The 26,882-nt window shown below is 68.2% G+C and carries 23 protein-coding genes; 3 read left to right on the forward strand and 20 right to left on the reverse strand.

What is annotated here, in order from left to right; all coding sequences use genetic code 11:
• Positions 1-433 precede the first annotated feature (433 nt).
• The 3 genes from AB0F17_RS62030 to AB0F17_RS62040 all read right to left on the reverse strand — a co-directional run bounded on the left by AB0F17_RS62030 (position 434) and on the right by AB0F17_RS62040 (position 4,535).
• Positions 434-2,551 carry a TerD family protein gene (locus tag AB0F17_RS62030; RefSeq protein ID WP_358045587.1) on the reverse strand — a complete coding sequence of 706 codons (2,118 nt, stop codon included), beginning with the start codon at positions 2,549-2,551 and terminating at the stop codon, positions 434-436.
• Positions 2,552-2,623: 72 nt separating this feature from the next.
• Positions 2,624-3,025: a hypothetical protein gene (locus AB0F17_RS62035; RefSeq protein WP_358045590.1), complete on the reverse strand. Its 402-nt coding sequence runs from the start codon at positions 3,023-3,025 to the stop codon at positions 2,624-2,626.
• Between the two features lie 295 nt (positions 3,026-3,320).
• Positions 3,321-4,535, reverse strand: coding sequence for a tyrosine-type recombinase/integrase (locus AB0F17_RS62040; RefSeq protein ID WP_358045593.1), 1,215 nt, complete (start codon positions 4,533-4,535; stop codon positions 3,321-3,323).
• A 160-nt stretch (positions 4,536-4,695) separates the two neighbouring features.
• On the opposite strand from AB0F17_RS62040, the gene AB0F17_RS62045 reads away from it, so the two are divergent.
• Positions 4,696-5,859 carry a hypothetical protein gene (locus AB0F17_RS62045; protein WP_358045596.1) on the forward strand — a complete coding sequence of 388 codons (1,164 nt, stop codon included), beginning with the start codon at positions 4,696-4,698 and terminating at the stop codon, positions 5,857-5,859.
• 390 nt (positions 5,860-6,249) lie between these two features.
• Here AB0F17_RS62045 and AB0F17_RS62050 read toward each other — a convergent pair whose 3' ends face one another.
• The 14 genes from AB0F17_RS62050 to AB0F17_RS62115 form a co-directional block, all read right to left on the reverse strand.
• Positions 6,250-8,598: a Helicase associated domain protein gene (locus AB0F17_RS62050; protein WP_358045599.1), complete on the reverse strand. Its 2,349-nt coding sequence runs from the start codon at positions 8,596-8,598 to the stop codon at positions 6,250-6,252.
• A 518-nt stretch (positions 8,599-9,116) separates the two neighbouring features.
• A complete protein-coding gene (locus AB0F17_RS62055) occupies positions 9,117-9,299 on the reverse strand; it encodes a hypothetical protein (RefSeq protein WP_358045602.1) in 183 nt (60 codons plus the stop codon).
• Positions 9,300-9,443: 144 nt separating this feature from the next.
• Complete coding sequence (locus AB0F17_RS62060; protein WP_358045605.1) at positions 9,444-10,232, reverse strand: hypothetical protein; 789 nt, start codon at positions 10,230-10,232, stop codon at positions 9,444-9,446.
• A gap of 105 nt (positions 10,233-10,337) precedes the next feature.
• The gene (locus AB0F17_RS62065; RefSeq protein WP_358045608.1) at positions 10,338-11,033 is read right to left on the reverse strand and encodes a GNAT family N-acetyltransferase; all 696 of its coding nucleotides are present in this window, start codon (positions 11,031-11,033) and stop codon (positions 10,338-10,340) included.
• Between the two features lie 171 nt (positions 11,034-11,204).
• Entirely contained in the window at positions 11,205-12,080 is an 876-nt protein-coding gene (locus AB0F17_RS62070; RefSeq protein ID WP_358045611.1) for a hypothetical protein, read from the reverse strand.
• On the reverse strand, positions 12,077-13,945 hold the full coding sequence (locus tag AB0F17_RS62075; protein ID WP_358045614.1) for an HAD family hydrolase: 1,869 nt from the start codon (positions 13,943-13,945) through the stop codon (positions 12,077-12,079). The genes AB0F17_RS62070 and AB0F17_RS62075 overlap by 4 nt, the downstream gene beginning before the upstream one ends.
• Positions 13,942-14,667, reverse strand: coding sequence for a hypothetical protein (locus AB0F17_RS62080; protein WP_358045617.1), 726 nt, complete (start codon positions 14,665-14,667; stop codon positions 13,942-13,944). The genes AB0F17_RS62075 and AB0F17_RS62080 overlap by 4 nt, the downstream gene beginning before the upstream one ends.
• 74 nt (positions 14,668-14,741) lie before the next feature.
• Positions 14,742-15,377 (reverse strand): hypothetical protein, encoded by a 636-nt coding sequence (locus tag AB0F17_RS62085; protein ID WP_358045620.1) that lies wholly within the window; start codon positions 15,375-15,377, stop codon positions 14,742-14,744.
• Positions 15,374-16,237 (reverse strand): ABC transporter permease subunit, encoded by an 864-nt coding sequence (locus AB0F17_RS62090; RefSeq protein WP_358045622.1) that lies wholly within the window; start codon positions 16,235-16,237, stop codon positions 15,374-15,376. The genes AB0F17_RS62085 and AB0F17_RS62090 overlap by 4 nt, the downstream gene beginning before the upstream one ends.
• Positions 16,234-17,025 carry an ABC transporter permease subunit gene (locus tag AB0F17_RS62095; protein ID WP_358045625.1) on the reverse strand — a complete coding sequence of 264 codons (792 nt, stop codon included), beginning with the start codon at positions 17,023-17,025 and terminating at the stop codon, positions 16,234-16,236. The genes AB0F17_RS62090 and AB0F17_RS62095 overlap by 4 nt, the downstream gene beginning before the upstream one ends.
• A gap of 160 nt (positions 17,026-17,185) precedes the next feature.
• Complete coding sequence (locus AB0F17_RS62100; RefSeq protein WP_358045628.1) at positions 17,186-18,286, reverse strand: methyltransferase; 1,101 nt, start codon at positions 18,284-18,286, stop codon at positions 17,186-17,188.
• Positions 18,283-19,356 carry an ABC transporter substrate-binding protein gene (locus tag AB0F17_RS62105; RefSeq protein WP_358045631.1) on the reverse strand — a complete coding sequence of 358 codons (1,074 nt, stop codon included), beginning with the start codon at positions 19,354-19,356 and terminating at the stop codon, positions 18,283-18,285. Before AB0F17_RS62105 ends, AB0F17_RS62100 begins: the two co-directional genes overlap by 4 nt.
• Before the next feature lie 862 nt (positions 19,357-20,218).
• Positions 20,219-21,157, reverse strand: coding sequence for an SAM-dependent methyltransferase (locus tag AB0F17_RS62110; protein ID WP_358045633.1), 939 nt, complete (start codon positions 21,155-21,157; stop codon positions 20,219-20,221).
• A complete protein-coding gene (locus tag AB0F17_RS62115; RefSeq protein ID WP_358045636.1) occupies positions 21,147-21,434 on the reverse strand; it encodes a hypothetical protein in 288 nt (95 codons plus the stop codon). Before AB0F17_RS62115 ends, AB0F17_RS62110 begins: the two co-directional genes overlap by 11 nt.
• Positions 21,435-21,567: 133 nt before the next feature.
• Here AB0F17_RS62115 and AB0F17_RS62120 point away from each other — a divergent pair, with 133 nt between their 5' ends.
• Positions 21,568-21,957, forward strand: coding sequence for a hypothetical protein (locus tag AB0F17_RS62120; protein ID WP_358045639.1), 390 nt, complete (start codon positions 21,568-21,570; stop codon positions 21,955-21,957).
• A 25-nt stretch (positions 21,958-21,982) separates the two neighbouring features.
• Entirely contained in the window at positions 21,983-23,326 is a 1,344-nt protein-coding gene (locus tag AB0F17_RS62125) for a hypothetical protein (protein WP_358045642.1), read from the forward strand.
• Between the two features lie 576 nt (positions 23,327-23,902).
• Here the strand turns inward: AB0F17_RS62125 and AB0F17_RS62130 are convergent.
• Genes AB0F17_RS62130 through AB0F17_RS62140 form a run of 3 tightly spaced genes read right to left on the reverse strand, consistent with a single transcriptional unit; the run spans position 23,903 to position 26,707 of the window.
• Positions 23,903-25,060 (reverse strand): TniQ family protein, encoded by a 1,158-nt coding sequence (locus AB0F17_RS62130; RefSeq protein ID WP_358045645.1) that lies wholly within the window; start codon positions 25,058-25,060, stop codon positions 23,903-23,905.
• Between the two features lie 10 nt (positions 25,061-25,070).
• Complete coding sequence (locus AB0F17_RS62135) at positions 25,071-26,099, reverse strand: TniB family NTP-binding protein (protein ID WP_358045648.1); 1,029 nt, start codon at positions 26,097-26,099, stop codon at positions 25,071-25,073.
• Positions 26,096-26,707 carry a Mu transposase C-terminal domain-containing protein gene (locus tag AB0F17_RS62140; RefSeq protein ID WP_358045650.1) on the reverse strand — a complete coding sequence of 204 codons (612 nt, stop codon included), beginning with the start codon at positions 26,705-26,707 and terminating at the stop codon, positions 26,096-26,098. The genes AB0F17_RS62135 and AB0F17_RS62140 overlap by 4 nt, the downstream gene beginning before the upstream one ends.
• Between the last annotated feature and the right edge of the window lie 175 nt (positions 26,708-26,882).

A 26,882-nucleotide genomic window follows, 5' to 3' on the forward strand; every position in this document is an offset into this window, starting at 1 on the left:
AATTCTATAAAAAACCACGCCATTCTGCCCAAAATCTTGTCGGGCCCCCCCTGGCCCCCCCGCAACGGGGTTAGCCCTGGTGATGCCCTCGCGGACTTGCGCCGATTTCTGGACATTTGCCGTCGCGCGGACACGGTGACGATCTTGCTCATGGCGCGAGGTGTGGAGGAGTTTCCGTCTGGCGCCGACCGCTGGGAAATGAAGAAGGTCCCGTGCGCGAACGCTCGGGACCTGGCAGGCTGACTGATCGTGAGGGAAGCTCGTGGGCTAGATGCCGGTAGGCCCATGGGGCCCACCTGGATTTGAACCAGGTAGAAGGAAGCCCGTCGAATAGCCTCACGGCCAGAGTGCGAGGGAAGCGGGAAGACTAGAGATTCTTTTCCAAAGAAGAGTGAGAAGGAAGCCTTCCCATGGCCTCGCGATCTTTACTCTATCAGGCTGGGATCAGTTCGTGCAGCGTCGCAGGCGTGTACACCCGCGCGCCCTCCGGCAGATCGGCCGGCGCCTGCAGGCCGATGTACGTGGTGTGCTCACCCGGCGAGCCCTTCGCGCGCAGCAGGTCGGCCAGGTAGCGCACGCGCAGGTGGTCGCGTTCGACGATCGAGCACACCAGCAGGGAGGCCGTGACCCGGTTGCCTTCCACCTGGTTGAAGCCGGCGTGCCCCTTCAGATACAGGTGCAGCCACTTCGCTCGCCAGCCGCCGTCGTCGCCGCGCAGGAAGACCAGCGGCAGAGCGACGCGGCCCGAACCGCGCAGGTCGGACTTCATCCGCACCGTGCGCGGCTCGAACGGGCGGCCCTCCTGCTCGGCGTCCCTGCTCATGAACCCGAAGAACGCCTCGGCCGCCTCGTCGAACGCCTCGCCGGCGTAGATGTTGACCTGCGGAATGATGATCGACTTGGTCGCCTGGGCGAGACGGATGTTGATGAACTCGCTTGCGCCGTCGCTGGCGTCGGTGAGGTCGCCAGAGTACTCGGCGAAGCCATTCCTGTAGCTCGTCCACGAGATGTGCTCGGGATTGCCGTAAGAGTCGTCCAGCATGAGGGCCGACAGGTCGTAGTCGGTGCGCCGCTCGGCCTGGCGCCAGTAGACGAAGAACCGCAGCAGCTCGCCGTCCACTGCCGACAGCGAGCCACGCGGCAGCATGCCCAGCCCAGGCGCGACCGCCTTGCCCGACAGCGGCAGCGCGACATCGAGCACGTCAGGATCGACGATCAGCTCCCCGAGGTCGGGCAGCCGCCGCGCGACCTCCTCGTCCAAGATGGCCACCGCCCGCGACAAGACGTTCTCCTCCAGCGGAGAGCGGGCGTCGGGCGTCGCCCACGCCCGACCCTGCCGGTTGGCGAAGACGCGGCCGGCGGCCGGGGTGAGCCGGTTCTGCAGGTGCTCGCGCAACGACAGCAGGACCCGGCCGGAAGCGCCCTCTACGGCCTTCTCCACGGCGTCGAGCACGGCCGAGGGGTCGATGCTGGTGCGCAGCAGGTGATCGAAGCGGCGCAGCAGCGCGCCAGGCGCGTTCTCCAGTAGGTCGACCGCGTCGCTGGTACGGCCGGCCGTCAGGGCCGCCTCGACGCGGCTGTCGAAACTGCGCGCCTTACGCCCGCCTCGGGCGACCTCGAAGACATGAGCAGCACGCGGGAATCGCGGATACTCGTGCGGGTGCAGCCGCTCGCCGAGCCGCTTCCACTGCTCCTGGTAGCGCGGCACGTCGCCGAGCTTGGCCGGCGTCGCGACCGCGTCCAGGGCCTGCAGAAGGGCGCGACGCTCGGCCCGGCGGAACGAGCGGAACCGCGTCGCCTCGGTCAGCGTGACGTCTCCGCCGGAGATGCCGCAGGCGAGGCGCAGCACGTCGGTCACCGTGTCCGCGAGCAGCGGACGGCCGGCGGCCAGGCGCACCTCGTTGATGACGGCGCGGTTCTCGCGCACCGGGATGCGCTCCGGCTCCTCAGCGCAGAACGCGGCCAGCGTGCGAAGCGCCGCCAGGTCCTCGGCGGACAGCGGCACCTGCGAGCCCGCCATCGACAGGTACAGCTCGCGCGCCTCCGACTCCAGGCTGCCGCCGAGCTCCAGCACGGTGACCCGGTCCTTGGCGAGCGGGATCAACTCGGCATGCGCGGCCAGCAGGTCGGCGTAGGAGTGCTGGTAGCGGCCGTAGCCGGGCAGCGTGAGCAGGTTCAGCGTCGCCGGCTGGACGCGTACGGCGGCGACCGGGTCGAGCAGCGCCTTCTCCAGCAGGCCGACCCAGAACTCCACGGTGTCGGGGACGTTCTTGGGAAAGTCGATGAAGTACGCGTTGTGCTGAACGTGGTCGCCGGCCAGGTGGCGGACGGCGGCCAGGACGCGCACGCCCAGATCCAGCACCACGTCGCCGGGAAGCTTCCCCAGGTGGTGGAGCAGAGCCGGCGAGCAGGTGAAGCCGACGCTCAGCAGCGCGGCGTCGAGCTGGCGCGCGGCCACCTCGCCCCAATTCGCTTCAACGTCGGTCTCGGCGGAGGTGGGGACGGGGACGCGCAACCGGCGGGAGATGACGAGGCTTTCCAGGTTGTCCACGGGCGCACCATACATTCGAAGGATTCCTATCTGGTGGTTATTTTCGGGCGATCATCGGTGACAGGCCGGTCGTCATGCGTCCGCTTCGGCCTTGTCCAGGTGTCCGGCGGCGATGTCGTAGATGCCGCGCAGGGCTGTGTCCTGGGCGGTCGCGTTGACGACCCGGACGAGTCGGCGCACCGCCCGGAGGGAGGTGCCGTAGGGGAGACCGAGGGCGTGGGCGTTGATGCGGTGAGCGGCCGTCGCGCACACGTGAGCGATCGTCTCTTCGGGAATGTCCCTGTCGGCGGGAACGCCGGGGATGGGCACGGTGATGATGCCGGCGGGGATCTGGTCCGGCCAGGCGACGGCGTCGTACATGCGGACCCGGCCGCCGTACGTGGTGCCCGCGTCTTCCCAGTGCGGACTTGCCTCGAGGTGGGCGGTCAGGGAGGTGGCGTCGGCGTCGAAGGGGATGAACGAAATGCTGGGCATGCGCAGGGGGCTCCAAGGGCGCGGGAGAGTGCTGGGCGTCGGCGAGGGGATGCCACCGCCCAGCGTGACGGGAATGTCGGGCGCGAAAGAGGATATCCCCTTGCGTGCATTAAAGACAGTACAGGATAGTTAATTTTCGCGCAAGCTGAACGAAATCCCTAGTCCGTGGGCCGTCCTCCCGCAGGCAGCGCCCCACTCGCGGCCCGCTGCGGTGGCATCGTCGAGCTGGCGTTCGGCGAGCATCCACAACATCTCCTCATCGGGCGATACGACGGGGGTTCGTAATGTCCTTGGATTATGCCCGCGCCTTCGCCGTCGGTGGCGGGGAAAGACGGTCGACGGCGGCGCGTCGCACGGCCTCTCCACGGCGGTCGTAGCGGGCTGTCGTGATGGGGGAGGCGTGCCCGGCGAGGGCCTGGGCGGTGGCCAGGTCGACGCCGGCGTTCAGCAGCTCGCCGATGAAGGTGCGGCGGAAGTCGTGCGCGGTGGGCCTGTCCGTCTTCGCCTGCTTGCTGCGCGCGGTGAGCACGTGGCTGATGGTCTGGCCGGTCAGATGGGCGATGCGGCCGCGGGCGTCCTTGCGCAGCCGCGCGGGGCGTGGGGTGAACGGGGGGAACAGGCCGCCGGGGTCGGAGCCGCGTTCGGCCAGCCAGTCCTGCAGGCGGGCCGCCGCGCTCCGGGTGAGGAAGACGAGCCGTTCCTTGTTGCCCTTGCCGCGCACGCGCAGGGAGCGCTCGGCCGGGTCGTAGTCGCGCCGGGCGAGCCTGGCCAGCTCGGCCCGGCGCACGCCGCAGGAGTACAGCACTTCGATGATGGCGGCGTCGCGCAAGGCAATGCGGCGCAGGTCGGCGCGGCGTGCCTCGTCCGGTTCGCGCGCGTTGAGGTGGGCGTCGCAGGCGTCCAGCAGGGCGCCGACCCGCTCGGGGTCGAGGTGTTCGCCGGCTGGGAGGCGTGAGCCTTTGAACTGTTTGACGTCCGCGGCGCGGTCGCGTTCCTCGGCGGTGGTGAGGTGCAGCCGCCACGCCATTTTGATCACCTGCCGCAGGGCGACGATGTGCTTGTTGCGGTAGGTGTGCGACCACGGGCGTTCCTCGCCGGTCTTCCGGTCGTGGATGACCTGCTCGTCCAGGCGGGCGCGGATGTAGATGGTGTGCTCGGCTCGCAGCCGGTGCCAGGGGAAGTCGCGGCCGGTTCGTGCGTCGGGGCTCCTCTTGCCGGTCGCCGGGTCGATGCCGCGAGGGTCGTCGCCAGCGAGGATGCGGGCGATGCGGTCCAGGCAGCCCTTCATAGTCGCCTTCGACTCGTCGCTGTCGAACTCGTCGAGGTAGGCGAGGTAGGGGTTGCGGCCCGGGTCGGTGGCGGCCGCCGCAGCGTGCGGGGCCTCGCCTGGAGGGGCGGCCTCGAGCAGCAGCTCACGTGCCGGGCCGCCCAGCGCGGACTCGGCACCGGGTTCGAGGGTCGGAATCGAACGATCCGGCCGAGAGGTAATTATTAGGGATGTATCGGACATCGGGTCAGGGTGCTCATGTGTAGCGGCCACGATCGCGATCCTATCTCTATTGACGGGAATCGACATTCCCGTTGATAGGGAAATCTTGCTTTGCAAACGTGCAAATTTGGCGCGCTTGTTTTTAGTGTCAACTCTGCACGTTTGCGCTAGAGTCGGCCGTATGACCATGGACGACGGTGATCCCCTGCTGACCGGCCCGGCCGGGCTCGGCGACCTCGACGAGGAGCCCGGCGGCGGAGACCAGGACGATGCCGACCGCGAGGAGCCGCGGCACTGCCCGTGCGGGAACCGGCTGCGCCCGCCCGCGCGGCGCGCGGACGGCGCCCGCCACGGCGGCCGCCGCAGCAAATACTGCTCCGCGGCCTGCCGCAGCCGGTTCCGCGCCAGCCGCCGCACGGCCCAGCAGAAAGAGGCGACGGAGGCGACCCTGCGCGCGTTCGCGCTGGGCGAGCGGTTTCTGCCGTCTCTGGAGCAGACCCAGCAATTGGGCGGCGACCTGCGCGAGCTGCTGCGCGCCATCACCGTCATCCAGGCGCAGATGCTCAAGGACGCTGAGGGGGACGCCCAGGAGGCGCTCGCCGCGGCCGGGGAACAGGAGGAGATCGCGGCCGACGCCGAGGCCGGCCGGGACCGCGCCCAGGAGGAGGCGCACGAGGAACGTGGCAAGCGGGCTGCGGCAGTGCGCGCGCAGCGCGAGGCTGAGACCCGCGCCGACCAGGCGGACGAACGCGCACGTGAGGCGGACGAGCGCGCCCAGCAGGCTGAAGCACGAGCGGGCGAGGCGCGGGAGCAGGAGCGCACGGCGCGCAAGGAGGCGAAAGAAGAAGGGGAAGCTCGGGTCAAGGCGGACACCGCGGCGGAGGCGGCCCGGCGCGAGCGCGACACCGCGGTGGCTGCCCGCGAGGCCGCCGAACAGCGCGAAATCGGCCTACGCGCCACGTTTGACGCGCAGGCCGCGAAGCTCATCGCCCTCGACGGGCAGCTGCGGGCGGCCCAGGACGAGGTCGCGAAGCTGGAGAAGGAGAAGGATGACGAGGCCAAGCGCGCGACGAAAGCAGAGCGCCGGGCCGAGCAGGGGGAGGCCGACGCACGGGAAGCCCGGCAGGAGACCAAGGACGTACGCGCCGAGCTCAAGGACGCGGGCGCGAAGCTCTCGACGGCCCAGCGCGAGGTCGGCGAAGCGGCGACCGCTCTGGCCGTGGCCCAGACCAAACTGGAGGAAGCCCAGGTCAGGCAGCGCTATCTCGAGCGCCGTCTGACCGCCGTGGACCAGAAGGCACAGCCCGCAAGTCACACCGACACAGAACCACATGACCGGCAGTGAGTCGGCTGACCCAGGAGCAGGCCACCACCGCCGCCCCTGCAGCCCCTGGTCATTCTGTGGGCCACCTCGCGGGTGAGGACTGCTAGGCGAGGTAGTCCAGGGCGCTGGCAGGTTTCGTCTAGGACCTGGCGCACCTCATCGGGATTGTTGTCGGCGTCGGCGCGCAGGTCTCAACTGCGTCCGTGCCCCCGCCAGGGCGCCGCTGGCCAATTCGACGGGGGGTGGCGAGCTGACGGCCCCAGGCCAGATCACGCGCGCCGACGCTGCGCTTGCGGTGGTTCGATCAGCGGCTGACCGAACCGGTCGACGTCATGCGCCCTCACGCGCATGTGCCGCGCGTAAGGGATCTCCTCGCTGCGGCGTACCCGTAGGCCCGCGGCTTCTGGCTCGTCACCTGACGCGTTTGGACGGCAGTTTGACGCCGGCCTGCCGGAGTGCCTTGGCGCGGTGAGGCGATGTCTCGCCCCTGCGGTAGCGGGCCTTCTCTTGAGACAGCCATCGGCCGAGGGTGAGCTTCTCGGGGGGCGGGGTGACGTATTTCTGCGGTACTTCGACGTTTCCGTTGTGGGTGCGCTTGTAGGCGTACAGCGCTTCCAGGTAGCGGTTGAAGCGATATTCCAAGGCGTTCCAAATGAAGCCGATCTGGTCGAGTTCCTTGATCTCCTCTTCGGGCAGTCTGCCTTCTTGCCGGCGGCACCGCGTGCCGGCGACCTTGGCGCCCAGCTTGCGGCCGTTGGGGCCGGGAGTGACGTATTGCTGCGGTATGTCCAGGTCGCCGTTCTGTCTCTGGTAGTCGTCCAGGTCGGCGAGGAACTGTTCCCACTCCGACTTCGGGACATGCCAGACCATGCCGTGGGCGGTCAACTCGGCGGCGAAGTCGGGATCGAGGGATCCTGTGTTGTAGCGGACACGGGTGTTGTTGACGATCGAGCCGAGCGGGTAGGGAGGATCGTCATTGGTGGCGTACTGCTTCGGGACGAGCAGGTCGCCATTCGCCTCTCGGTACTTACAGAGTTCGGAGATGAGGCGCCGCCGGTGGTGTTCGCGCACATCCCAGACCATGCCGATGGCGTCCATCAAGGCGATCCATCGTGGCGAAAGGGTGTCGTTCTTCTTGTAGGTGCGCAGGTGGTGGAGCCAGTTGTCGAGCAGCAGGCCGGAGGGCGTCTGCCAGCCCTCCGGCACCAGCAGGTCGCCGGCTTGGGCGTAATACGCTTCCGCGGCGCCGTAGTACTCCTCCCAGGAGTGGGTGCTGGCGCGGATGGCCTGGACGGTGATGGCGGCGGCGAAGCCGGGTGGCACGGGCACACCGGTGACGCGGAGCCACTCGAGTAGCGGCCGGTCAGGAGAGTCCTTTGCGCCGGTGCGGAGGGAATCGTCGCCGAGCTGGCGGCGCAGCGTGCTGAGGTGGCTGGCGAGGTCCTCGTCGTGGGCGGCCAGGGCGCCCACGACCTGCCACACCCCGGCGTAAGCGGAGGTGGAGAGCGCGGTTTCGGGGTCCTCGCCGGGTTCGAGTATGACCGGGACGATGATGGAGGCGGTCTTGGGGCCGGGCTGGGTGCCGAGCCGTAGGGCCCGGCCGATGGCCTGGATGGTGTCGATGGCAGAGCTGCGCCCGTCGATGAAGGCGACGGAGTCGACCGCGGGCACGTCAATACCCTCGCCGAGCACGCGCGCATTGGCGATGACGACCAGGCCGTCGTCGTCGGAGCGTAACCGGTCCAGAATCGTGCGGCGCTGGGCAAGAGGTTGGCCGCCGTGCACGTGCCCGGTCCACAACTGGGCTGGACGTTCGTCGGGGTCCAGCAGGGTGGCGGCGTGCCGCAGGGTGGCGGCGAACCATTGGGCACCGCTTACGCGGTTGTGGAAGGTGATCATGCGGCGGATGCCGTACTGGTGAGCGGCGCGCAGGACGGCGATCTGGGTGGCGAGCATGGAGGCCGACAGCGCCGACTTCCCGCTTTTGTAGAACTCCGCAGGCTGCGGCGCGCGGGCAGCGGTACGAATCTGCTCACACGTCACGACCGGCACTACGACCTGGTAGTTGGCCAGCAGGCCCAGCTTGCGCGCGGCGGAGAAGGAGAGGCGATATGCGGTCTCGCCGAAAATTTTCGTATCGTCCATGCTGACGACGTCCTCGCCGCCGCCCTGAAACACCCTCGGGGTGGCGGTCAGGTATAGGCGTCGGTCGGCGAGGACGTGCGCGTTGCTGTGGACGATGGCCCACTCCTTGTCCACCCGGCCGACACTGCGGTGCGCCTCGTCGATGATGACTAGGTCCAACGTCGGCAGGCCGAGCTCGTGCGCGGCGGCGATCACCGGAAGGCTGTGGTACGTGCTGGCCACGATGACCCGGCCGTGGCCGGCGGCAAGCTCCACCAGCGCGGCGGCATCGCAGGTGACAGCGGCTCGCTGCTCTTGCAGGTCGCACTGGTGGTCGTCCAGCACCTTCTGATCGGAGCAGACCGCGATGACCCGGCCCAGCGCGGTGTCGCCGAGAACCGCACGCCACTCACGGATGGTCTGAGTGAGCAATTCCAAAAACGGCGCCACGATCAAAACCCGGCCCCCGCCGGTGCGCTCCAAGAGCGTGCCGGCGGCGGCAGCTCCCATGCGGGTCTTACCGGTACCGCAAGCCATGACGGTGGTGGCTCGGTCCGCGCTGGAGAGCGCGGCCACCGTGGCATCGACCGCCTCATACTGATGCGGCCACAGCTCATAGGCCCGCTTGTCGCTCATGGATGAGTTCATGCCTTCTGCACGTGAGGGGAGGAAGAAAAGGGTGAAGGTGGTTCGTGGCGCGGCCAGTCGGTTTCCAGCCGATGGGCCGCCGCCCATGGCCATGCCGCAGGCTGATCACCCCGGCGGGGTAGATCAGCGACCGCGTCCGTGCAGGTTCACGTGAACGTGATGATGATCCATAACAGGCCCCAGGACACGGCGGTGCATGTCTGTGCGAGACGTGCCAGCGTCTTGATAGACCTGAGGTACCTCGCGTCTGTCAGGGGGCGGATAGGCGTCCACACGGAGACGAGGAGCACTCCGGCGTGGATGAGGTGGGCATATCCCTGCACTGTCATCGCGTCTCACCCACTGCGTAGGGTTGGCAGGCGAGGGCCTGCGGATACTTCTGGCCCGGTGCGGGGCATGGGCGAGGTGACATTGACTCCTCTTGTGCGGGATAGGGAGCGAATCGTGGTTACGTTGCGCCATTGCCATCGCCATGGCGGCGAGCGGCGGCGACGTCACAGACGAGCTCACTCATTCACCCCCAGCGCGGCGCACACCAGCACCAGGCTGACAGCGGCGGCCAGCAGTGGCGGGCCGGACATGAGGGCGCCGATAATCCAGACCCCGTCTACGGCCGGCAGGAGTCGCAGCTTCCTGGCCAGCCACATCGCCGCCGGCCGCTTCAGGTGGATAGGCCCATGAGCCAGCACGAACCGTAGAGTTCCAGCGTCGTGGCGTTGACGGCGGGCTCCCCAGGGCCGGATGGAGCGGCCGATGTGCATGATTGGTGGGTCCGAGTGCCGCGCGGAAGGCCATCAGCCCGCCGTACGCGCGGGGGGGAATCAGCGCGATAGTCATTCCGCGGTTTCGTGTTCAACGCCCGTTGTCGGCCGGGAGACGGGGCGGTCGGTCGGATGTTGTGGCAGAGGCAGGTGGCCTTGGTGGCTGGCCAGCGCGGCGGCGACGTCGGCTTCGCCGTCCAAGGTGTAGCGGCCGTACCTGCGGCTGGTGACCAGCGCGATGGCTAGCGCCCGTTCAGTGGCCGCGATGGCGAGCCAGCAGGCAGAGGCCGGATCGGGGAGTGCTGCGATGCGATCGGCGATGGTCGCGTCGTCGGCCAGGCCGTGCGGCGCGGACTCCAGCCGGATGCCCCAGACCTTACAGAGTTGGTGCAGGTCAGCCGTGGATGGCTTCTGGTCACCTGCGGCGTTGACCAGGCGGGCTCGTCTGCGGGAGTCACGGCCCAGCGGGGTGAGCGCCGTCACCTCGTCACTGATTTCAGGGGCGGCCTTGCCCATACGGATCAGGTCCTCGAACAGGTCATAGCCAGCCAGGATGTCGGCACGCTGATGCGCTCGCGTTTTGTCCCGGGTGAACATCGCGGCGACCTCGGCCACATCGGATGGGTCGTCGATGTTCGCGGTGACGGTTCGGAAGTCGAACTCGATGGGCTGGCCGAGCGTCATCGGCGGTGTGTGGATGCGGTTGCATGGCAAGTAGATCACGGCGTAGGCGGCGGGCAGCGCCGGCTTTTCACCGGTCGCCCACAGCACGGTGACCGCGGCGATGCGGCGACGAGTCAGCCGGGCCAGGCCAGCGGGAAAGGGGGACGCCGGGTTGGGCAGATTGGTGAACTGGTGCATCACGCTTCCCTATTGGGTGTTGGGGGGTGTCTGAGGTGCCTGGGCTGAGCCGGGGTGGGCAAGGCAAAGAAGGGCGGCGGGGCGGGGCCGACGCGTGAGGGCCGCCTATGTCATGTCATCGGCGGGCCGCCACATGGACCAGAACAGCGTCTGCCCCTTCCGTGGGAGCCCGACAACGGGCCCCCACTGCTCCCGCCCCGTCGGCAGGGAGACGGCTTCGCGGATCGTGTAGCCGCGCCGCTGGAATAACTCCACGGCGGCCAGGTCGCAGACGTTGACGTAGACGGCCTCATCACGGCGCGTGTGCTGGGCGAGCAGGCGCCTGGCCAGCCCGCGCCTGCGATAGGCGCGGGTGACCGCCAGGTAGGCCAGCTCGTCGTGCGATGCGGTCGGCCGGTATTTGTCCCGCAGCGTGCTCAGCTCGCGGAAGCGGTCGGCGTACGGGCCAGCCGCCTCGTTCAGGCGGTGGTCGTAGTCCGGTATGCCGAGCAACTCGGCCAGCGGTTCGGTGCGGGGCCACCAGAGCGCGACGGCGGCCGGGCCGTCACCCGCCCCCTGACCGGCCAGGTGGAGACGCACATCGCTCTCGTCACCGATGGGGCCATAGTCGATGACATCGACCACGCCTTCATCGATGGCGAACTCCACCTCCATCCGGAGGACTGCGGCCAGCACGCGATGGCGATCAGCCGGATTCGGCACCGCGTACGCCGTCGGCGGCAGCGGGGCGATCGCATCGGTGAGCAGTTCGGTGATCGCGGCAACATCGGCGCGGCAAGCACAACGGATATCGGAGGGCATCAAAGTCCTTGCGTCAGGTGAAGTTGATCGGTCCGGCACGGCTGGTGCCGTCTGGTGGCGGAGGGTGCGGCACGGGCTGGCGCCGAGGGTCCGTGCGCTGCGCGTTGTCCGGGCCGAGGTCCAACTGAGGGCGATTGCGTCTTCGTCGCAGCAGGATGGTGGTCGGCGGCCTTAACGCCGGAGGGCTGAGAGATTCAGTCGGGCGGAGACTCGTTTGTGGTCGCTGGCCAGGGCGCCGACCTCGCTGTCGTCCACGTCGTAGGAGTCGGCGATGACGGCCGGCGCAAGGTCGCGGCTGACCAGGATGGCGTCGATGCGGGCGCCCTGGCCGCCATCGACGTCGGGCTGGACGGTAGGCCGCATGTCGCCGGCCAGGCAGCCCACGTTGACCCACCCGGCCTCGGCCAGCACCATGCCCGGTCGCCGGTCGCCGATCCATTCCCCGGGGGCGCGATCTCCGGGATCGAGGGTCTTGTGGCCGCGGCTGTGGTCGGGCAGCGCCGCCCAGTCGGGCTCGAACTCGGTGTGGTCGGCGCAGTCGGGCCATAGTGAGTTGATGTCGCCTCCGGCGACGGACCATCTGCCGGGGGCGGTGTAGCGGGTGTAGCGCTTGGCCTCCTTCTTGCGTTCGTCGCCGTCCAGGTAGGCCATCTGGACGCTGCAGAACTCCCACTCGTGGTCGCCGGTCGCGAGATGGCGGGCTTGTACCCAGCCGGTCTGATCGTCGTAGACGCCCGGGCTGTTGCGGTGGTAGTGGCGCACCGGGATGAACGGCGGGCAGCGCAGGTAGACGACTTCATACAGCAGGCCCTGGGCGGGCGGCATCAGGAAGCCAGTCATCCCGCCCAACAGCTGCCCGGCATGGTGCATGACCTCGGCGCCGTCGTCGCCGAACCGGTAGCCCTCCTGAAAGAACACGATGTCGGGCGGATACGGTAGCAGGCCGGCCAGGTCGGCCAATAGGTCCAGCCGCTGGAAGCCACGGGTCTTGGGGTCGTAGCCGCCGTTCTGGAAGTTGATGTCCATCAGGGTGACGATCTCGGTCATGACAGCGCCTGCCCGGCCAGCAGCGGCACCAGCTGCGACAGGTGGTGGATCATGATGGCGCCCTCGGGCAGGGCCTCGCCTGGCAACAGCCCGTCCGGCCGCAACAGCGCCGCGGCGCCGATCCCATTTTCCAAGGGGTTGACCACGTCGTAGTCCAGCCGGTTGCCGACCATCATCACCTGATCGGCGCGGCACCCGCCTATGGCGGCCACCACACCCCAAAAACGCGGGTCAGCCTTGCCGAAGCCCAGCCAATACGACAGCGCCGCCCCCTCGAACAGGTCGTCGACCTCGGCTTTGGCCAGCGCCGGCCACCGAGGTTCCCCTGGCAGCGTGTCGGAGGCCACCGCCAGTTTCTTGCCCATCCGGCGCAGCGCGTGGAGAGTGTTCGCGGCGTCCGGGTCGACCGGCTTTTCCCCGAGCAGGTGATCGATCTGGTTCCCACAGATGGTGCCGCCGCAGTCGAAGGCGACGACCTTGATGCCAGCGAGTCTCATGGATTCCTCCAGCAGCCTGTGCGGCGTTGTCGGTGTACGGCGGGTGCTCGGTGAGATGTCCCTGCGCCGCTGTGGTGTGGCCGCAGCTTGTCGGCCCACGTGCTCATCTCGTACGGGTTCATGGCCTTCTGGGGATACGGAGGAGGAGATGCGGACAGGGGCGGGCGCGGAAGGTGTTTGCCGGCCGATGGTTGCCGACCAGGTGCCGCGCCGTAGGCGGATCGATCCGTCCGGGTGGATGAGCGCTTGCGCGCCGTACAGCGGCAGTCGTCCGTGGCGGAGCCACATGTCGCGGACCTCGTCCAGGTAGTTCCACAGGCGGCGCGGCCCGCCTTGGTGGATGGTGATCTGGTCGCCGCTCTGCTCGGCTCGGGCCCAGGAGCCGTCCGGGTGGGTCATGACGGCCATCCGATGCTCGGATTCTTCAGTGCTGGTTTCGGCGTAGTGGTGTTCGATGCCGGGGGCGAGGATCTCCAGCATGGAGCGGACCTCCCATGCCTCGACGAGCTCCATCACGGGGTAGCCGCCGTGCCGGACGTCCTCGCCCCGCCTGGCGCGGGCTCGTTTCAGCAGTGCTGGGTCGGCGGGCGGGTAGTCGCGGGTGCGCATGAACATGGCCGTGTCCCGTTCGATTCGGCCGATCGCGCTGCCGTCGTCCTGCTTTTCAGCGGTGAGGATGAGGCTGGTGTTGGTGATCGTGGTGACCAGCCGGCCGCCGGTGCGTAGCGCAGCCAGCAAGGAGGGCGGGATGGGGCAGAGCGACACGGTGGCGACGATCCGGTCCCACTCACCGTCGAGCGGCATGGTGGCGTCGGCGACGGTCAGCCGGGGCAGGTGGCCGATGCGGGTCAGCCGTTCCTCGGCCGCCTTCACCAGGTAGGGGTCTACGTCGATCGAGGTGAGGCGGCCATCGCCGATCAGGTGGCAGGCGATGGCGGCGCCGTAGCCGCTGCCGGTGCCCACCTCCAGTACCTCGCACCGCTCGTGGGCGGGGATGGAGGCGTGCCGCAACATCTGCACCATCAGGCCGGGCTCGGTGGACGATGAGGTCGGCGAGCCGCCCACCCGTACGCCGGGAGGGGTGTGGTCGGCATGGTACGACCCGACCTGGGTGACCAGGCTGCGATCACTGTAGGCGGCCTCCAGCCACGCCTTCGGATCGGACGGGCCGTCGATGCACACCCACCGGCCGTCATGCCGTTCCCACCAGCGCGGCACCATCAGGTGGCGGGGCGTGGCCTCGATGGCGGCCCGCCACCGCGACCCGGGCGCGGTGGCGTGGCCGGCGAGCCGGCGAGCGCGTGGTCTCCAGTCCACGGCCAGATCTGCGGCCGTATCCTGCTGGCGGCCTGATGTGGGGTCGATCATCGGTGGTGGGTCTTCCTCGGTGCTGGATCGTTGTGCAGTGAGAGTGAGTTGCGCGGGCGGCTGGTGGCGCGGGAGGTTCGGGCGGCTGGCTCTGCTCCGGCGTGGGGGGGCCGCCACAGCGGCCAGAACCGGACGCCGGGCAAGCTGGTGCGCAGTGACAGCCCGGCAAGCTTGGCGGTGGGGCGCCGCCGGTAGCCGTGCTGGCGGCAGAGATCCCGGGCAGGTCGGCTGTTGGCCTCCAGGTAGGCGGGCATGCCGAGCTGATCCAGGTAGGTGTGATGGTGGCGCAGCAGGACGTCGGTCAGCTCCCGCCTGAAGTGTTCCCGATCGGGGTGAACGGCCAGGTAAACCAGGTAGTGGTGCGGCTGGGCCGGACGACGGGCTTCCAGCAGCCTCTCCAGGGTGGGGAAGAGGGTGCCGTAGTGCGGGCCGCCTGCCGGCTCCAGCAGTCCCTCGTCGGTCGGCGGCGATACGTCAATTCGGGGTAGCCACACCGCCACGGTGGTGATGCGCGGGCCGGTGTCGAGGACATGGATATGGCCATGCGGGGCGGCGCGGCTGAGGCGCTGCCACACGTAGGAGGTCAAGATGTCCTTGCGCCGATGCGCTTCCGGGATCAGGGAGGAGGCCAGCGGGACCGGAAAGGTGGCGGCGATCAGCTCGGCGACGGCGTCAAGGTCCGCAGGGGCGGCGCGACGGGCAGCGATCTCGGTGATGGCCATAGCAAGAGACTCCTGAGGGGCGGGGCGGGGCGGGCGGGGAGTGGTGCGGGTTGGCGCGGTGTGATGGCCGCTGGCTAGGTCATGTCGTCGGCGCGGTCATCAGCGGGCCGCCACATGCGCCACAGTGGGTCCGACAATCCGGGCAGCGTGGCCATATCGTGGAGGCGATAGCCCAACAGCTGGCAGCGGTCGCGGAACTGGGGGTCGGTGGTGTCCAGGTAGGCGGCTATGCCCTCGTCGTCGAGCACCTCGTGGTGGTGGTCCAGCAGGGAGCCCTCCAGGCTGTGATCCTCATCCAGTGGGCAGACGGCCAGAGCCACCAGGTAGTGGTGCGTCGCGGCCGGACGTTGCTCGGCCAGCAGTTCCTCCGCGCCCAGGAACTGATCGGCGTACGGGCCGGCCGCCTCGGCAAGGCGCTGGCGGTAGTCCGGCGGTTTCGGATGCCATCTGGTATGCGGCAGCCACACCGCGACGCCGCAGAGATCTCGGCAGGCCAGAGCGTGCTCATCAAGGCCGTTGATGACGTGCACGTGGCCGTGCGCGCCGGCGTACCCGAGGTGGACCCGCCAAACCCTTTCGAGGACCTCGATGCGCAGCGGGTCGGGTACCCAATGGGCGCCGAGCGGGTCTTCGGCCAGCTCGGTCGCGATCCGGCGGACGATGGTGTCGGCCCGGTAGGTGCTGCCGGGCTGGACGGTCGCAGCTATCACTGTGGTTCTCCTTGCCGTGGCAGCGACCGTGACAGTGGCGGCGGTTGTGGCCGGCGGCGGGTGCGAGAGAAAACGTCCTGGCCAGGCCGCAGCAGGTGCTGGTGGCGATGTTGGATGCGCAGGAAGATCGCGTTGAGGGCGTAGCCGAGCAGGCCGAGCAGAACGAGGACGGCCCACATCGCCGTGATGTCCAGCGCGCTGGCGGCCTCCTGGAGCAGGTAGCCGAGTCCTTCGGTGCTGGCGGTCAGCTCGGAGACGATCATCATGATCAGGGCGAGCGAGGTGCTCAGCCGCAGCCCGGCGAAGATCTGCGGGGCGGCGGCGGGCACGATCACCTGAAGGAGCCGGTCGAGCGGGCGGAGTTGAAACACTGCCGCGGTGTCGAGGTAGGCGCGTTCGACGGCGCGGGCGCCGTCCATGGCGTTGATCAGGACGGGCCAGGTGACGCCGTAGCTGATCGCCGCGAGTTGGACAGGCGTGCCGATGATGAAGATCGCCAGGATCAGGGGCAGCAGCGCAGTAGGCGGGATGGAGCGGCCAATGTGCAGCAGCGGCCCCAGTACGGCGGCCAGGACGGGCAGGCGGCCGAGTGCGAGCCCGGCGGTCACTCCAACGACGGCGGCCAGTGTCCAGCCGATCGCCAGCCGGGCCAGGCTCGGCAGCAGGTTCGCCACCGTCTGGTCGGTCAGGAAGGCATGGGCGGGCGGGCCGGACAACCACATGTGGAAGCCGCGGAGGGCGATGGCCGAGGGCGGCGGGAAGTACAGCAACTCCGCCCGGCGGGTGACGAGCTCCCAGACCAGACCGGCGGCCAGCAGCGACAGGGGGCGGGTCAGGCCGAGCAGGCGTGAGGGCGTCATGAGGTGGGGCCGATGCTGTAACTGTGCCAGGGGAACAGGCGGCGCTCGAGCCAGGTGCTGATCGCGGTGGCGGCCCAGCCGAGCAGGCCGGCCGCAACCGCAGCGGCCGCCATGAGATCGCTGCGGCTGGCCTGGTTCGTGTGCACGATGTAGGTGCCGATGCCCGTCATACCGCCCGAGCTCACCTCGGCGCTGACCGAGACGATGAGCGCGACCGCGAGGGCCAGGCGGATGCCGGTGGCGATGTGCGGGGCGGTGCTGGGCAGGCAGACCCGCCGCAGGATGGCCACCGGTCCGAATCCGAAGGCGCGCAGCGTGTCGACGGCCACCGGGTCGACGGTGGCCATGCCGTACAAGGTGGTGATCAGGATCGGCCACGTGCAGGCGTAGACGATCAGCGCCGTTTTGGCCAAGTGCGGCTCGCCGAGCACGAACACCGCCAGGGGGATGAGCGCGATCGAGGGGATCGGCCGCAGGACCTCGATGATCGGCCGTATCGCGCGTTCGGCCGCGGGCAGGGCGCCAAGAAGCAGCCCCGCGGGCACCGCCACGGCGATCGCGGCGGCCAGGCCGAGCACGCAGGCGATCGAAGTGACGTACATCGCCAGGACGAACTCGGGATCGGCCGGTAGCTCGGCGGCGGCGGCAAGCACGCTGGACGGAGGCGGCAGCAGGAGGGGATCGACGTGGCCCAGGCGTGCTGCCAGCTCGGCCAGGGCCGCCACGGCCGTAACTCCGGCGGCGCCGAGCAGCACGCGGCTGCGCAGCCCAAGCGGTGGTCTGGTCATCGGGGGCTCCGGTCATGACAGGCACGGGGGACAGCCAGGCAGGCCCGGCCGGCTCGTCAGCTGGTCGATCAGTGCGGGGGGCAACTTCATGCGTAGCGGAGCTGGTGCGGGCCAGGCGCCGGTAGGCGGCCGGCCCGCACGCAGCCCAAGGCAGTTACGGCTACGCCGCCAGGTGGGCGATCATGAGCTCCTGGTCGGGAGCCAGCGACTGGTTGCGGCTGAGCTCAAGCCCGACGGCCTTCATGAGCCTGCGGTAGTGGAGCAGGGTACGCTCAGCGCCGCCGTTGAACATCGCGAGCATCCGCGCGTGGCGATCGACGACCGGGGTGTATACGCCAGGCGGAGGCAGAAGCCCTTCGATGCACCACAGCGCGGCGCCCGGGCCAGCCCTGCGCAGGCCGTCGGCGGCCCTCGAGAGGATCTCGATGGCTTGATCGTCGGGATAGTTGTGCAGAACCGAAGAGAGGATGATCCGCTCGCCTGTCGGGCAGTCGGTGGTGAACAGATCGCCATGGATCATCTCGCAGCGAGGGCCCAGACCGCGGCTGGCCAGGTGGAATTCGGCCCTGGCCGCCACATCTGGCCGTTCGACGAGGACGCCCTTGACCTGGGCGTTGGCCTCCATGATGGCCGCCAGGATGCCGCCGTTCCCGCCGCCTAGATCGACGAGGGTGGCGACGCCGGTGTAGTCGAGGGCAGCTAGCGCGCGGGCCACCGGCCGGGCCCGGTCGGCCATGAACCGGTCGAACCTGTCGGCCAGATTGCTGTCGGCCAGCACGCCGTACAAGCCGCCGCGAACCTCGTCGAAGACGGCCGGATGGCCTTGTTGTATGGTCAGGTCCAGCGTGGCGGCCGCGTCCCACCACAGCGGGGAGCCGGTGACGCTGATCGCCGCCCACATCGAGTCCTCGGCATCGGGCAGCAGGGTGCCGCCCAATGCGGTCAGCGCGTAGCCGCCCGCGCCGTCCAGGTTGACGAACCCGTAGGCGTGCACGACGGACAGCAAATGGGCCATCGCGTCCGGGTCGGCTTTGCACCGCACCGCCACTTCATCGGCCGACAGCGAGCGCGCCTCCAGCACCTGGGGGACACCTAACTGCACCAGCGCGGCCAGCGCGGCGAAGCGGGCCACGGCGTCCATCATGTCCTGGACGATCTCCCGCGGACTGAGCCGCGGCTGATCGAGCACGAGCGGGATCACAGCACCCGGCGCAGAGCGATCGTTGAGCGGCTGGGTGGGCGTGTGGTCGTGGTCGTTCATGGGGTGACTCCTGCTGAGGCCGCGGTGGACGGGGTTGTGGAGGGTGCCTGCCAGATCAGGTCGTGGGCGTCGATGCTCCGGGTGAGGTAGCCCGCCCCGACCATGGCGTCGCCCACCCGCTGTACGCGCGTCGTGTTGAGCGTCGTCGGATAGGTACCGAGCTGGATCTGGCTGGCGATGGCCGCGGTGATGCCATGCGTGTAGGTGGGCAAGATCTTGGTGACCGCACCGCGGTCCACCGCGGCGATCTCCTGCGCGCGCGCGAGCGCCCGCTGGAATCGGATGACGAGACTGGGGTTTTTCGCGGCCCAGGCCCCCGCAACCGCCCAACCGGCGATCGGGAACTGGGCAGTCGGCCCATTGCACACATCGGCGAGCATGATGGCGCCTGCCGTACTCCTGTGACGGGTGATGAAAGGCTCGACCTCCCACCCCAGATGGACGCTGCCGCGCTCAACCGCAGCCGGCATCTCAGGCAGAGGGATCCTGACGAACTTGATGTCGTCTTTGGTGAGGCCCGCGATCTTCAGGGTGATCTCGGTGGTGAGCGTGGGCACCGAAGCCGTAGACGCGACGCCGATCCTTATCTGGCGACCGTGAAGATCCTGCTTCAGCGTGGCGAGACTCTTGAACGGGGAGTCCTTGCGCGCCATCAGGAGAAACGCGCCCGGCTCGGCCTGGTACGCGTCGGCGACGAGCTTGATCAGATTGGGCTGGCGCTGATGCGTGTAGAACGCGGTGACGTAGTTGAAAAGGCTGAACTGGACCTTGCCGCTGGTCATCCCGGGCAGCGCGGCGTCGGCGGCCGGAATCTCCGTGGTGTTGGCCTTCAGGCCCTCCGCCGTGAAGAAGCCGCACGCCTTCGCGATGTGCAGCGGAGCAGAGTCGGGGATGGGGAGATAATCGACGTTGATCTCGGTCAGGCCCGCCGCAGGCGTCGGCGTCGGCGATGCTGTCGTATGGGATGACGAGCACACCCCCGCCGGAGCTGTGGCTGTTGTCGCGGTGGGGACCGCGCACCCTGTCAGCACACACAGCGCTGACAATGTCGCTAATAGTAATCGTTTCATGGTGTTCCAAGGGATGAGGGGGAGAAAGAAGGGGAATCGAACCAGCAGCCGCAGAGACGCGGCTTAGCTACGGCTGGTACGCGAGGGACCGCTGGTCCGGCAGCCTCGGAGCGGGCTAGGACATGCCGCGCCATGGGTAACGGCGCGACGTACCGTGCCATGGGTCATAGCGTCGGCTTCAGCCCCCCGAGACCGCCGGAAAACAGAGGGCGCAGGTCGGGGCGCCGCCACCTCTTGCAGCGCCCGACCCGCACCGGCGCCGCACGACCCAGCCGTACGGCACCAGACGGCGCGGTGGGCCAGGCGGCGTGCGGGGGCTTGATCAGCACGCATGACGATCACCGCACCCTGATGGTTCGGGCTACCCGCAGCAGGGCTGAATGTCACAGCCAGGGACGGTCTGCGCCCCGTCCCTGGCTGCGCCTGGGACGGCGCGGGCGTTTGGGAGTGTGATCGCGAACGATCCGCCCGCGTCGTCGCATGTACCCGGTTAGGGGACCCCTCCCCCCACCGGGCCGCGGTAAGACGAAGCCGGGCTGTCAGCCTGCTTGGTGCAGGGTTCTGCTCGGCCCCGTCTCGTCTCATCGCCCACCTGGACCCGCCACTGCCGTCAAGCTGATCGACATGAGTCATGGGGCGTCCCGAGGTGTCGTTGGCGTTTCCTGGTGAGGGGTGCGTGCATTGATCATGCAAGCCTTGCTCCGGCCTGGGGAGAGGAGCGGTGCTGCAACTCCGTCGCAAGTCTCTGCAGTCCGGCCTGCACCATGGGTGTGCGGGATAGGCAGCCTAGACAGCGGGCCTCCGTACGGGTACGGGCAGCAAAGGGGTGGACAAGCTGCGCCGCGCAGGTGCCGGGTCACGATCAACTCCCGCGCAGAACGGCAATGGCGGCGCGGGCATGCGGAGCAGATGGATCGGCGAGCGCGCTGGACTCGTCCGGCAGCATCTCGAAGGTCAGGGGCACCTTTTTCAGGGGCAGCTCTTGCGGACCTGAACCCGGCTCGTGCCACTTGAATGGCTTGCAGTCGGCGAGCAGAGCAGCGAGCTGCTCGCCAGAGCGCAGATACGGCTGCACGCGCGTCCGGCGTTCGTAGTGGCTGGTGACCTTCTCCACGACCCCGGGCGGGAAGGAATCGCCCGTCGCGTGGGTGACGATGACCACGCTGCCGGCGGCCAGACGCGACCGGAAGACGGCGATGACACGGGCTGCCTCGTCGTCGTTCAGGAAGTGCAGAACGGCACCCAAGATCACCACGACTGGCTTTCGCAAGTTGAGGTGGCGCTCAGCCTCCGCCAGGAGCTGCTCCAGCTGTCGCAGGTCTCCCTTCAGCGTGGTCACGCCATCGCCGTCCAGCAGCGCCCGGCCGTGCACGAGAGGCCGGGCGGCGATGTCCACATTCAGCCACAAACGGTCCGGCTGGATCTCCCTGACAAGCGCCGACAGGTTCGAGATCTTCTCCCCCTCAGGTACCGGCATGCCGGCCCCGATGTCCATCCACTGCCGGATCTTCGGCCGGTGGCGGGCGACGTGGGAGACCATCCGCGCCAGCGCGGCCCGGTTCTCGCGACGAGCCTCGTCCAGGCCGCCGCCGATCAGCTCGTCGAGTTCGGCCGCGACCGCACGTTCCGCAGGCAGCGAGTCCTTCTCGGTGCCCTGGAAAGCGTTGTAGACGCCGGCTACGCCCGGCATGGCTGGGTCAAACCGCGGTGGCGGCGATGGTTCACCGCTGCGTGCCTCCGATGAGGCACCTTCAGAGCCCGGTGCGGCTGAAGCTGACGATGGAGTGGAGTCAGCAATCATCGGAGGCCTCAGCGGGGGAAATGCACATGCCAGGCATGCTCGCGATGGGTACCGCGAGCAAAATGGCGAGGCGATCGGCGGTCGCCGACTCGTCGCCCTGCTCGCCGAGCTCGTATCCGTAGTCGGTGAGATAGATGCCGTTGCGGGTGGCCACGACGTCACCGATGCACGGGTGTAGAGGGTTACCCACGACTACTGCACCGTCATCTCTCATCTTGACGGACAACCCACGCGCTTTGAGAAGCTCGGGCAGAATGGCCGAGGGATTCGCATCCATGTGTTGATCCCACCGCCACCGGCTCGCCAGCGGAATATGACAATCTATGACACGGAGGTGATCAATGCCTCTAGCTGCGACGATAACCGGGACCCGCGCAACTGGGCATCACCCACTCACCTGGTACGCAGAATTGTTCGGTACCTACCTGGCCCCGTTCGCGGCCGAGGACACGCACTTCTACATCGGAGGCGCGAGGGGTATCGACAGCATGTCCCTGCTGTGGCTGGCTGGCAGCTCAACGGCGCGGATCACCATCGTCGTGCCTGGCACCGTTGAGCAACAGCCGGCCGAGGCACGGCAGGCCATCGCGCAATGCAGCAATCGAATCGCTCAGATCGTCGAACTTGGCGCCACCGAACTCAAGACACCGGCCTACCACACCCGCAATCAATGGATGGTCGATCACGCCGCCATGGTGATCGGCTTCCCACTTGAAGGCGGCGAGAGCACATCCGGCACCTGGCAAACGATCAACTACGGAGCCTCACAAGGGAAACCACGGCTTATCGTGCCCGTGTGACCCCGCTTGCGGGCATCATAAGGGCATGAGCGCGCAGGACAAACTCGTCGGCGCTGCCATGCTCAAGCGGCTACGGCTCTCCCGCGGCTGGTCTCTCGCCGACACCGCCCGGCTCCTTGCCGAAACGGCTGACCGGCTCGGACAGCCCTTCGACACCGCCGTCATGAGCGTGCAGCGATCCGTCGCTCGATGGGAGAGCAGCAAGAGTCCGATCCTGCCCGGTGAGCGGTACCAACTCCTACTCGCCCACCTGTACGCCCGCGACGCACACGGGCAAACCTCCCTCGGCGGTGGTAGCGACTTCGCCGAGTTGCTAGAAGCCCTTGAGCACTTCGGCGTAGGCGAACAGCGCCTCCACGAGCTGCGCACGCTACTCGTCCGAACGACGACCGACACAGGGGTGGGATTGCTGGCGCTCCTTGGCCCGCCGACGCAGACCGCTCTGACCACCGTGTTCGCCGACCCGTCACGTCTCGACGAGCCGCTACTGGCCGCTCTGCGGAACGCGGTTTCCGACGTGAACACCCAGGTCGGCAGCATCCCGTTCGTGCGATTGCAGCTCCTGCTCGCCCCGATCATCGAGTCGTGCCGCCGTCTGCTCGACCTGAACATCCCTCACCCGCTCGTTCCCGACCTACAGTTGATCGCCGCTGAGGCATACACTCTCGCTGGCCGATTCGCCTTCGAGACCCGAGACGACAACGCATCAAAAGCGCTGTACGCCGCAGCAACCGAAGCCGCCGGCGCGCTCGGTGTACCGTGGCGGCGCGCCGTCGTCCACATGAGCCACGCGCTCGTCACGCTGTACTCGACGCCCGGCCTGAACGCAGCCAAGACGCTCATTGATGCTGCGGTTCGTGATGCCCGGGTCGGTCAGAGCGCCGCAGTCCGAGCCCGAGCTCACGCCCTTCAAGCGGAGATCGCGGCCCGAGCGGGCGCTGAGAAACACGCAAAGGCGGCGCTCTCGCTCGCCTGGTACGACTTGGACAGAGACTGCGTCGCGGATCCGGCGGAGTACTCCTTCTCGCCTGGTCACCTGCGCGGGTTCGAGGGTATTACCTCGCTTTACATCGGAGATCCATCACAAGCTCATGACTACTTCGCGCGTTCCGCCCAGGCGCTGGTCGGACCACGCGAACAAGTGCAGCGGGCCATCGTCTCAACCGATCAAGCACTCGCCCGCATCCGCCTCGGTGATCCACGAACTGCCGCCGAACTGCTGCACGACTGCATCGATGCAACGTCCGAAACGGGGGGACGCGTCGCCGCGATCCGCCTTCGCCGTGCGCGACGCGATCTTCGTCCCTGGAGAAGGGAGAGCTTCGTCGCCGACTTGGACGACCACCTGATCGAGTCGCTCGGAACATAGGTGCACGGTGACACCTGGCCGCCTTTGCAGGTGCATGGCCGCTCGGGAGGCGGACAAATGGCGGAGGAGGGGGCATCACTCGACGGCACCTCGATCCGGCGGACCGGTGGAAGGATTCGGTCCTGGAGAACGGCGCGGGGGATGGCGATCAGAGGGCGGGAGCCGACGGCGTCGACCAGGCCCTCCCAGGGCAGCCCCTGGGCTTTGCCTGCCCTGAGGGCTGCCGCCTGCGGGCGTCCGCGGTTGATCTGGCTCCTGGAGGAGATCGAAACGCACAAGGTCGGCGTGGCGGCCGGATCGGCCGCGGTCGGGCTTTAGGTGTTGCGTCCCACCGAACTTGACGTAGCTGAGCTGGGGTGCGTCAGGTTAGGCGGGACGGATTACGTTGTGTTCGTCCCGCCTAACCTGACGCAAATTGAGGTTTTGGCGTGTTGTCCCGTTGGGTGGTGCGGAGGCGTGCTCGGTGGCTGTTACGTCCCATCGAATCTGAGGCAGTGTGTCCTGTGTCAGCGAATCGTCCTTGGGGTGGGTGCCCTGACCTGGGGTGAGAATCTTGAGTGGCGAACTGGTCTTGAGTCATGGCTGATGTCGGCCTTCGGACCTGAGGGTTTCGCCATTGGATCTTGCTGGATTGTGTGCGGCTGGGTTGAGGATCCCTGCGGCGAGCTCGATGGCGTCGGGATAGATCGCTGCGTCCGTGTAGATGTCGTGATCGGTCGGGATGGCGCGGTGGTGGTTGGTTGTCTGCAGGGTGAGAAGACGGTGTCTCCAGTGGAGCGGGATGACGGCTGGCGAGGCTGGCCAGGGCGGGATGATTCTGGTTGCAGCCTGGTGGGCGAGCGTCAATTGCTGGGGTGTGTAGCGGCGTAGGAGCCGATTGGCCCGGTACTGGGCTGTGATGATCTCTGGGCAGGCAGCGAGGTCAAGGTGGGGATGATCAGCGTCGCTGAGCCAGATGCCGTGGCGTGTGCAGACTTTGTGGTGGGCAGGCAGATGGACGGGGACGGGCTGGTGGATGCCGCGGCGGGCCGTGCATCGGTGGCAGGCGGTGGTGGCGCGAACGAGACCGTAGGTGTCGGTGATGCCGAAGGCAGGGAGCGCGTGAGTGAGGCCGACGGGCGTTGTCCTGGTGAGGTGGGCGAGCGCGTGTAAGGCCCCGGCGGTTGCGGGGATGAGCATGTGGTGCTGGGCGCGATCGTCGCGATTGCTGACCTTTGTTGCGAACCACGAGGGCAGGACTGTGAGTACCTCGGTCAAGGTGAGGTGGTTGGCGAGGGCGAGCCGGGTCAGGTAGGAGATGAGTGTCTCTCCGGTGATCGGGACGACTGGCCGTGGCAGCACCGGCGCGTGCCCGGGCGCGTGGACAAACAGGCGAGACGTCCCGGATAGGTCTTGCTGGGTGGGAGATTGCCGGTGGCCGGGTGGAAACAGCAGACGGCGGCGCAGTTCACGGTAGAAGGTCGCCCGGCTTCCAGAAAAGCCGAGCTCGATCACCTCGTTGAACAGGGCTTTGGGTCGCAAATTGGAGTCTTCAGCGAACCGCTGACGGCAGTAGTCGGCGAAGGGGCTGGTAAGCAGGCTCGGCCGCGGGGCTGGGACTCCGGGTGTCGTGCGTCCGTTCAGGTAGTCGCGGATGGTTTGCGGGCTGTGGCCGAGTTGGTCGGCGATGGCGCGCACCGACCACCCTGCCTGGCCCAGGGTGAGGATCTTCTCGGCTCGCTCTTGGGGAAGCATCAGGCCTTGGTCAGGTAGCTGGCGGGCGTGGGGTCTGGGAGGTGATGTCGGCGTCGACGGCGTCCAGACCTCTCCGGGTGATCTTCTCGGTGCCGTCCAGGACGGCGTTGATGGCGACACTGCGGATGAGCCAGAGCAGGCTTCCGATCATTCCGTGGGTGCGCTGGTGCAGGTAGCGGTCGAGCCGGGTGAGGGTGCCGGGCCGGTGGCGGTGCAGCCGAAGGCTGTCCTCCAGAGCGGCGATCAGCGCCGTCCATTGCTGGTCTTGGCCGAACGCGCCGGTGCGGACCATGCTGAATCGTCCGGCGATCTGTTCGCCGCGGGCGCCAGAGAGCAGACCGGTGCGCTCCAGACTGATCCCCGCGTAGACGAACGTGGCGGGGATGCGTTCGGAGAAGTACTTCAGGGTGTCGGAGGCCTCGGCGCCCGCGCGGGTCGAGGTGTTGAGATTGTGCAGCTCGTCGATGGCCACCAGGGAAACGTGAGCGTCCAGGCTCACGCCGCAGACGGCGTCGGCGATGTCGGTGATGTTGCCTCGGCGTGAGATCGGCAGGTCGAAGAACCTGGCGAACTCCATCGCGATCATCTTCGGAGTCGCGGCCGGTGGGACGGTGATGTAAATGACCGGGATGTCTGCCGTGGCGCGGGGGTGGCGGCGCCGGTGGATCACCTCGATGGTCTTGCCGAGCTGGGTCAGCGCGGTGGTCTTGCCGGTCCTGGCGGGTCCGGAGACCATCAGGCCGCAGCGGCCGTAGTGGGCGTGCTTGTTCAGCTGGATCAGGCGGCGGCCAGCAGTGATGACCTGCCGGATCGTGGGCGTCTGGACCACCAGCAGCCGGCCGTGGTGGTCGATGCGATCATCGTCGTAGCAGGCGCGTTTGTCGTCGTGCAGACCGGCCCAGATCGCCTCGGGCAGCAGATCCGGGACTGCGGGTATCTCGGCGATGAAGCCGCGCCAACCCGCCAGCGTGGTCAGCTGCAGATGCGCGTAATCCCCGGCGGGATCGTCGCCGTTCCCGGGGCGGAGGAAGCGGGTCACCAGCGCTTGTCCGCTTCGGTGAACGGGTCGAAGATCGGCATCGGGATCACCTTCGCCAGCCGTTCCTCCGCCGCCGCGGCCGATTCTGGGGCGGGCTCTGCCTCCTCAGAAGCAGCCGGCGCCATGGGGAGGAGGGGGCTGGTGGCGGTCGCGCGGGTCCGGCCCGCCACCCGTTCGTCCTTCCTCGACCCCCGCGTCTTCTTCAGCTTGGAATCCGGCTGGTCGGGCCCGCGCCCGGCCTTGGTGAGCAGCTCATTCACGGCCTGGGTGATCTCGACCTCGGTCGGGTTGCGGTTGCCGCGCTCGGCGAGGACCCTGCGTCCGTGGTCCCAGGCTTGTTCACCGAACGGGATCGGCGCGGACTTCAGATGGGTCCAGGGAACGGTGATCCACCCGCCCTCGTGGTGGTCGCGGACCCAGATTCGGGAGACGTCGTAGGGATCGGCGTGGACCTCCCACAACCCCTTCTTCGCGACGATTCCCGAGTGCTGCCGCCGGTAGCGGGTCAGGGCCCTGCAGTCGTACTTCCTGTGCCGGATCTTGATGCCGTAGGTGTTGATCGCCCGCCAGGTCATCGGGAGCAACTCGATGTAGTCGGCCTCGGTCAACGGGACCGGGACGTAGCCGGCGGTCTCGACCAGGGCGGCGTACTTCTCGTTCGGCGTGAATGCCTTGCCCGGGGCCAGTGGTGTCGGCGTACTACTTGGAGTGCAGAGCTGAGTACGGGTAAACGTGCAGAGCTGTCAGCGCTGGTCGGTCGAGAGTGGTTCGGGTGGGTGGCGT

Source organism: Nonomuraea sp. NPDC026600 (genome assembly GCF_040638335.1).
Classification (GTDB): Bacteria; Actinomycetota; Actinomycetes; order Streptosporangiales; family Streptosporangiaceae; genus Nonomuraea.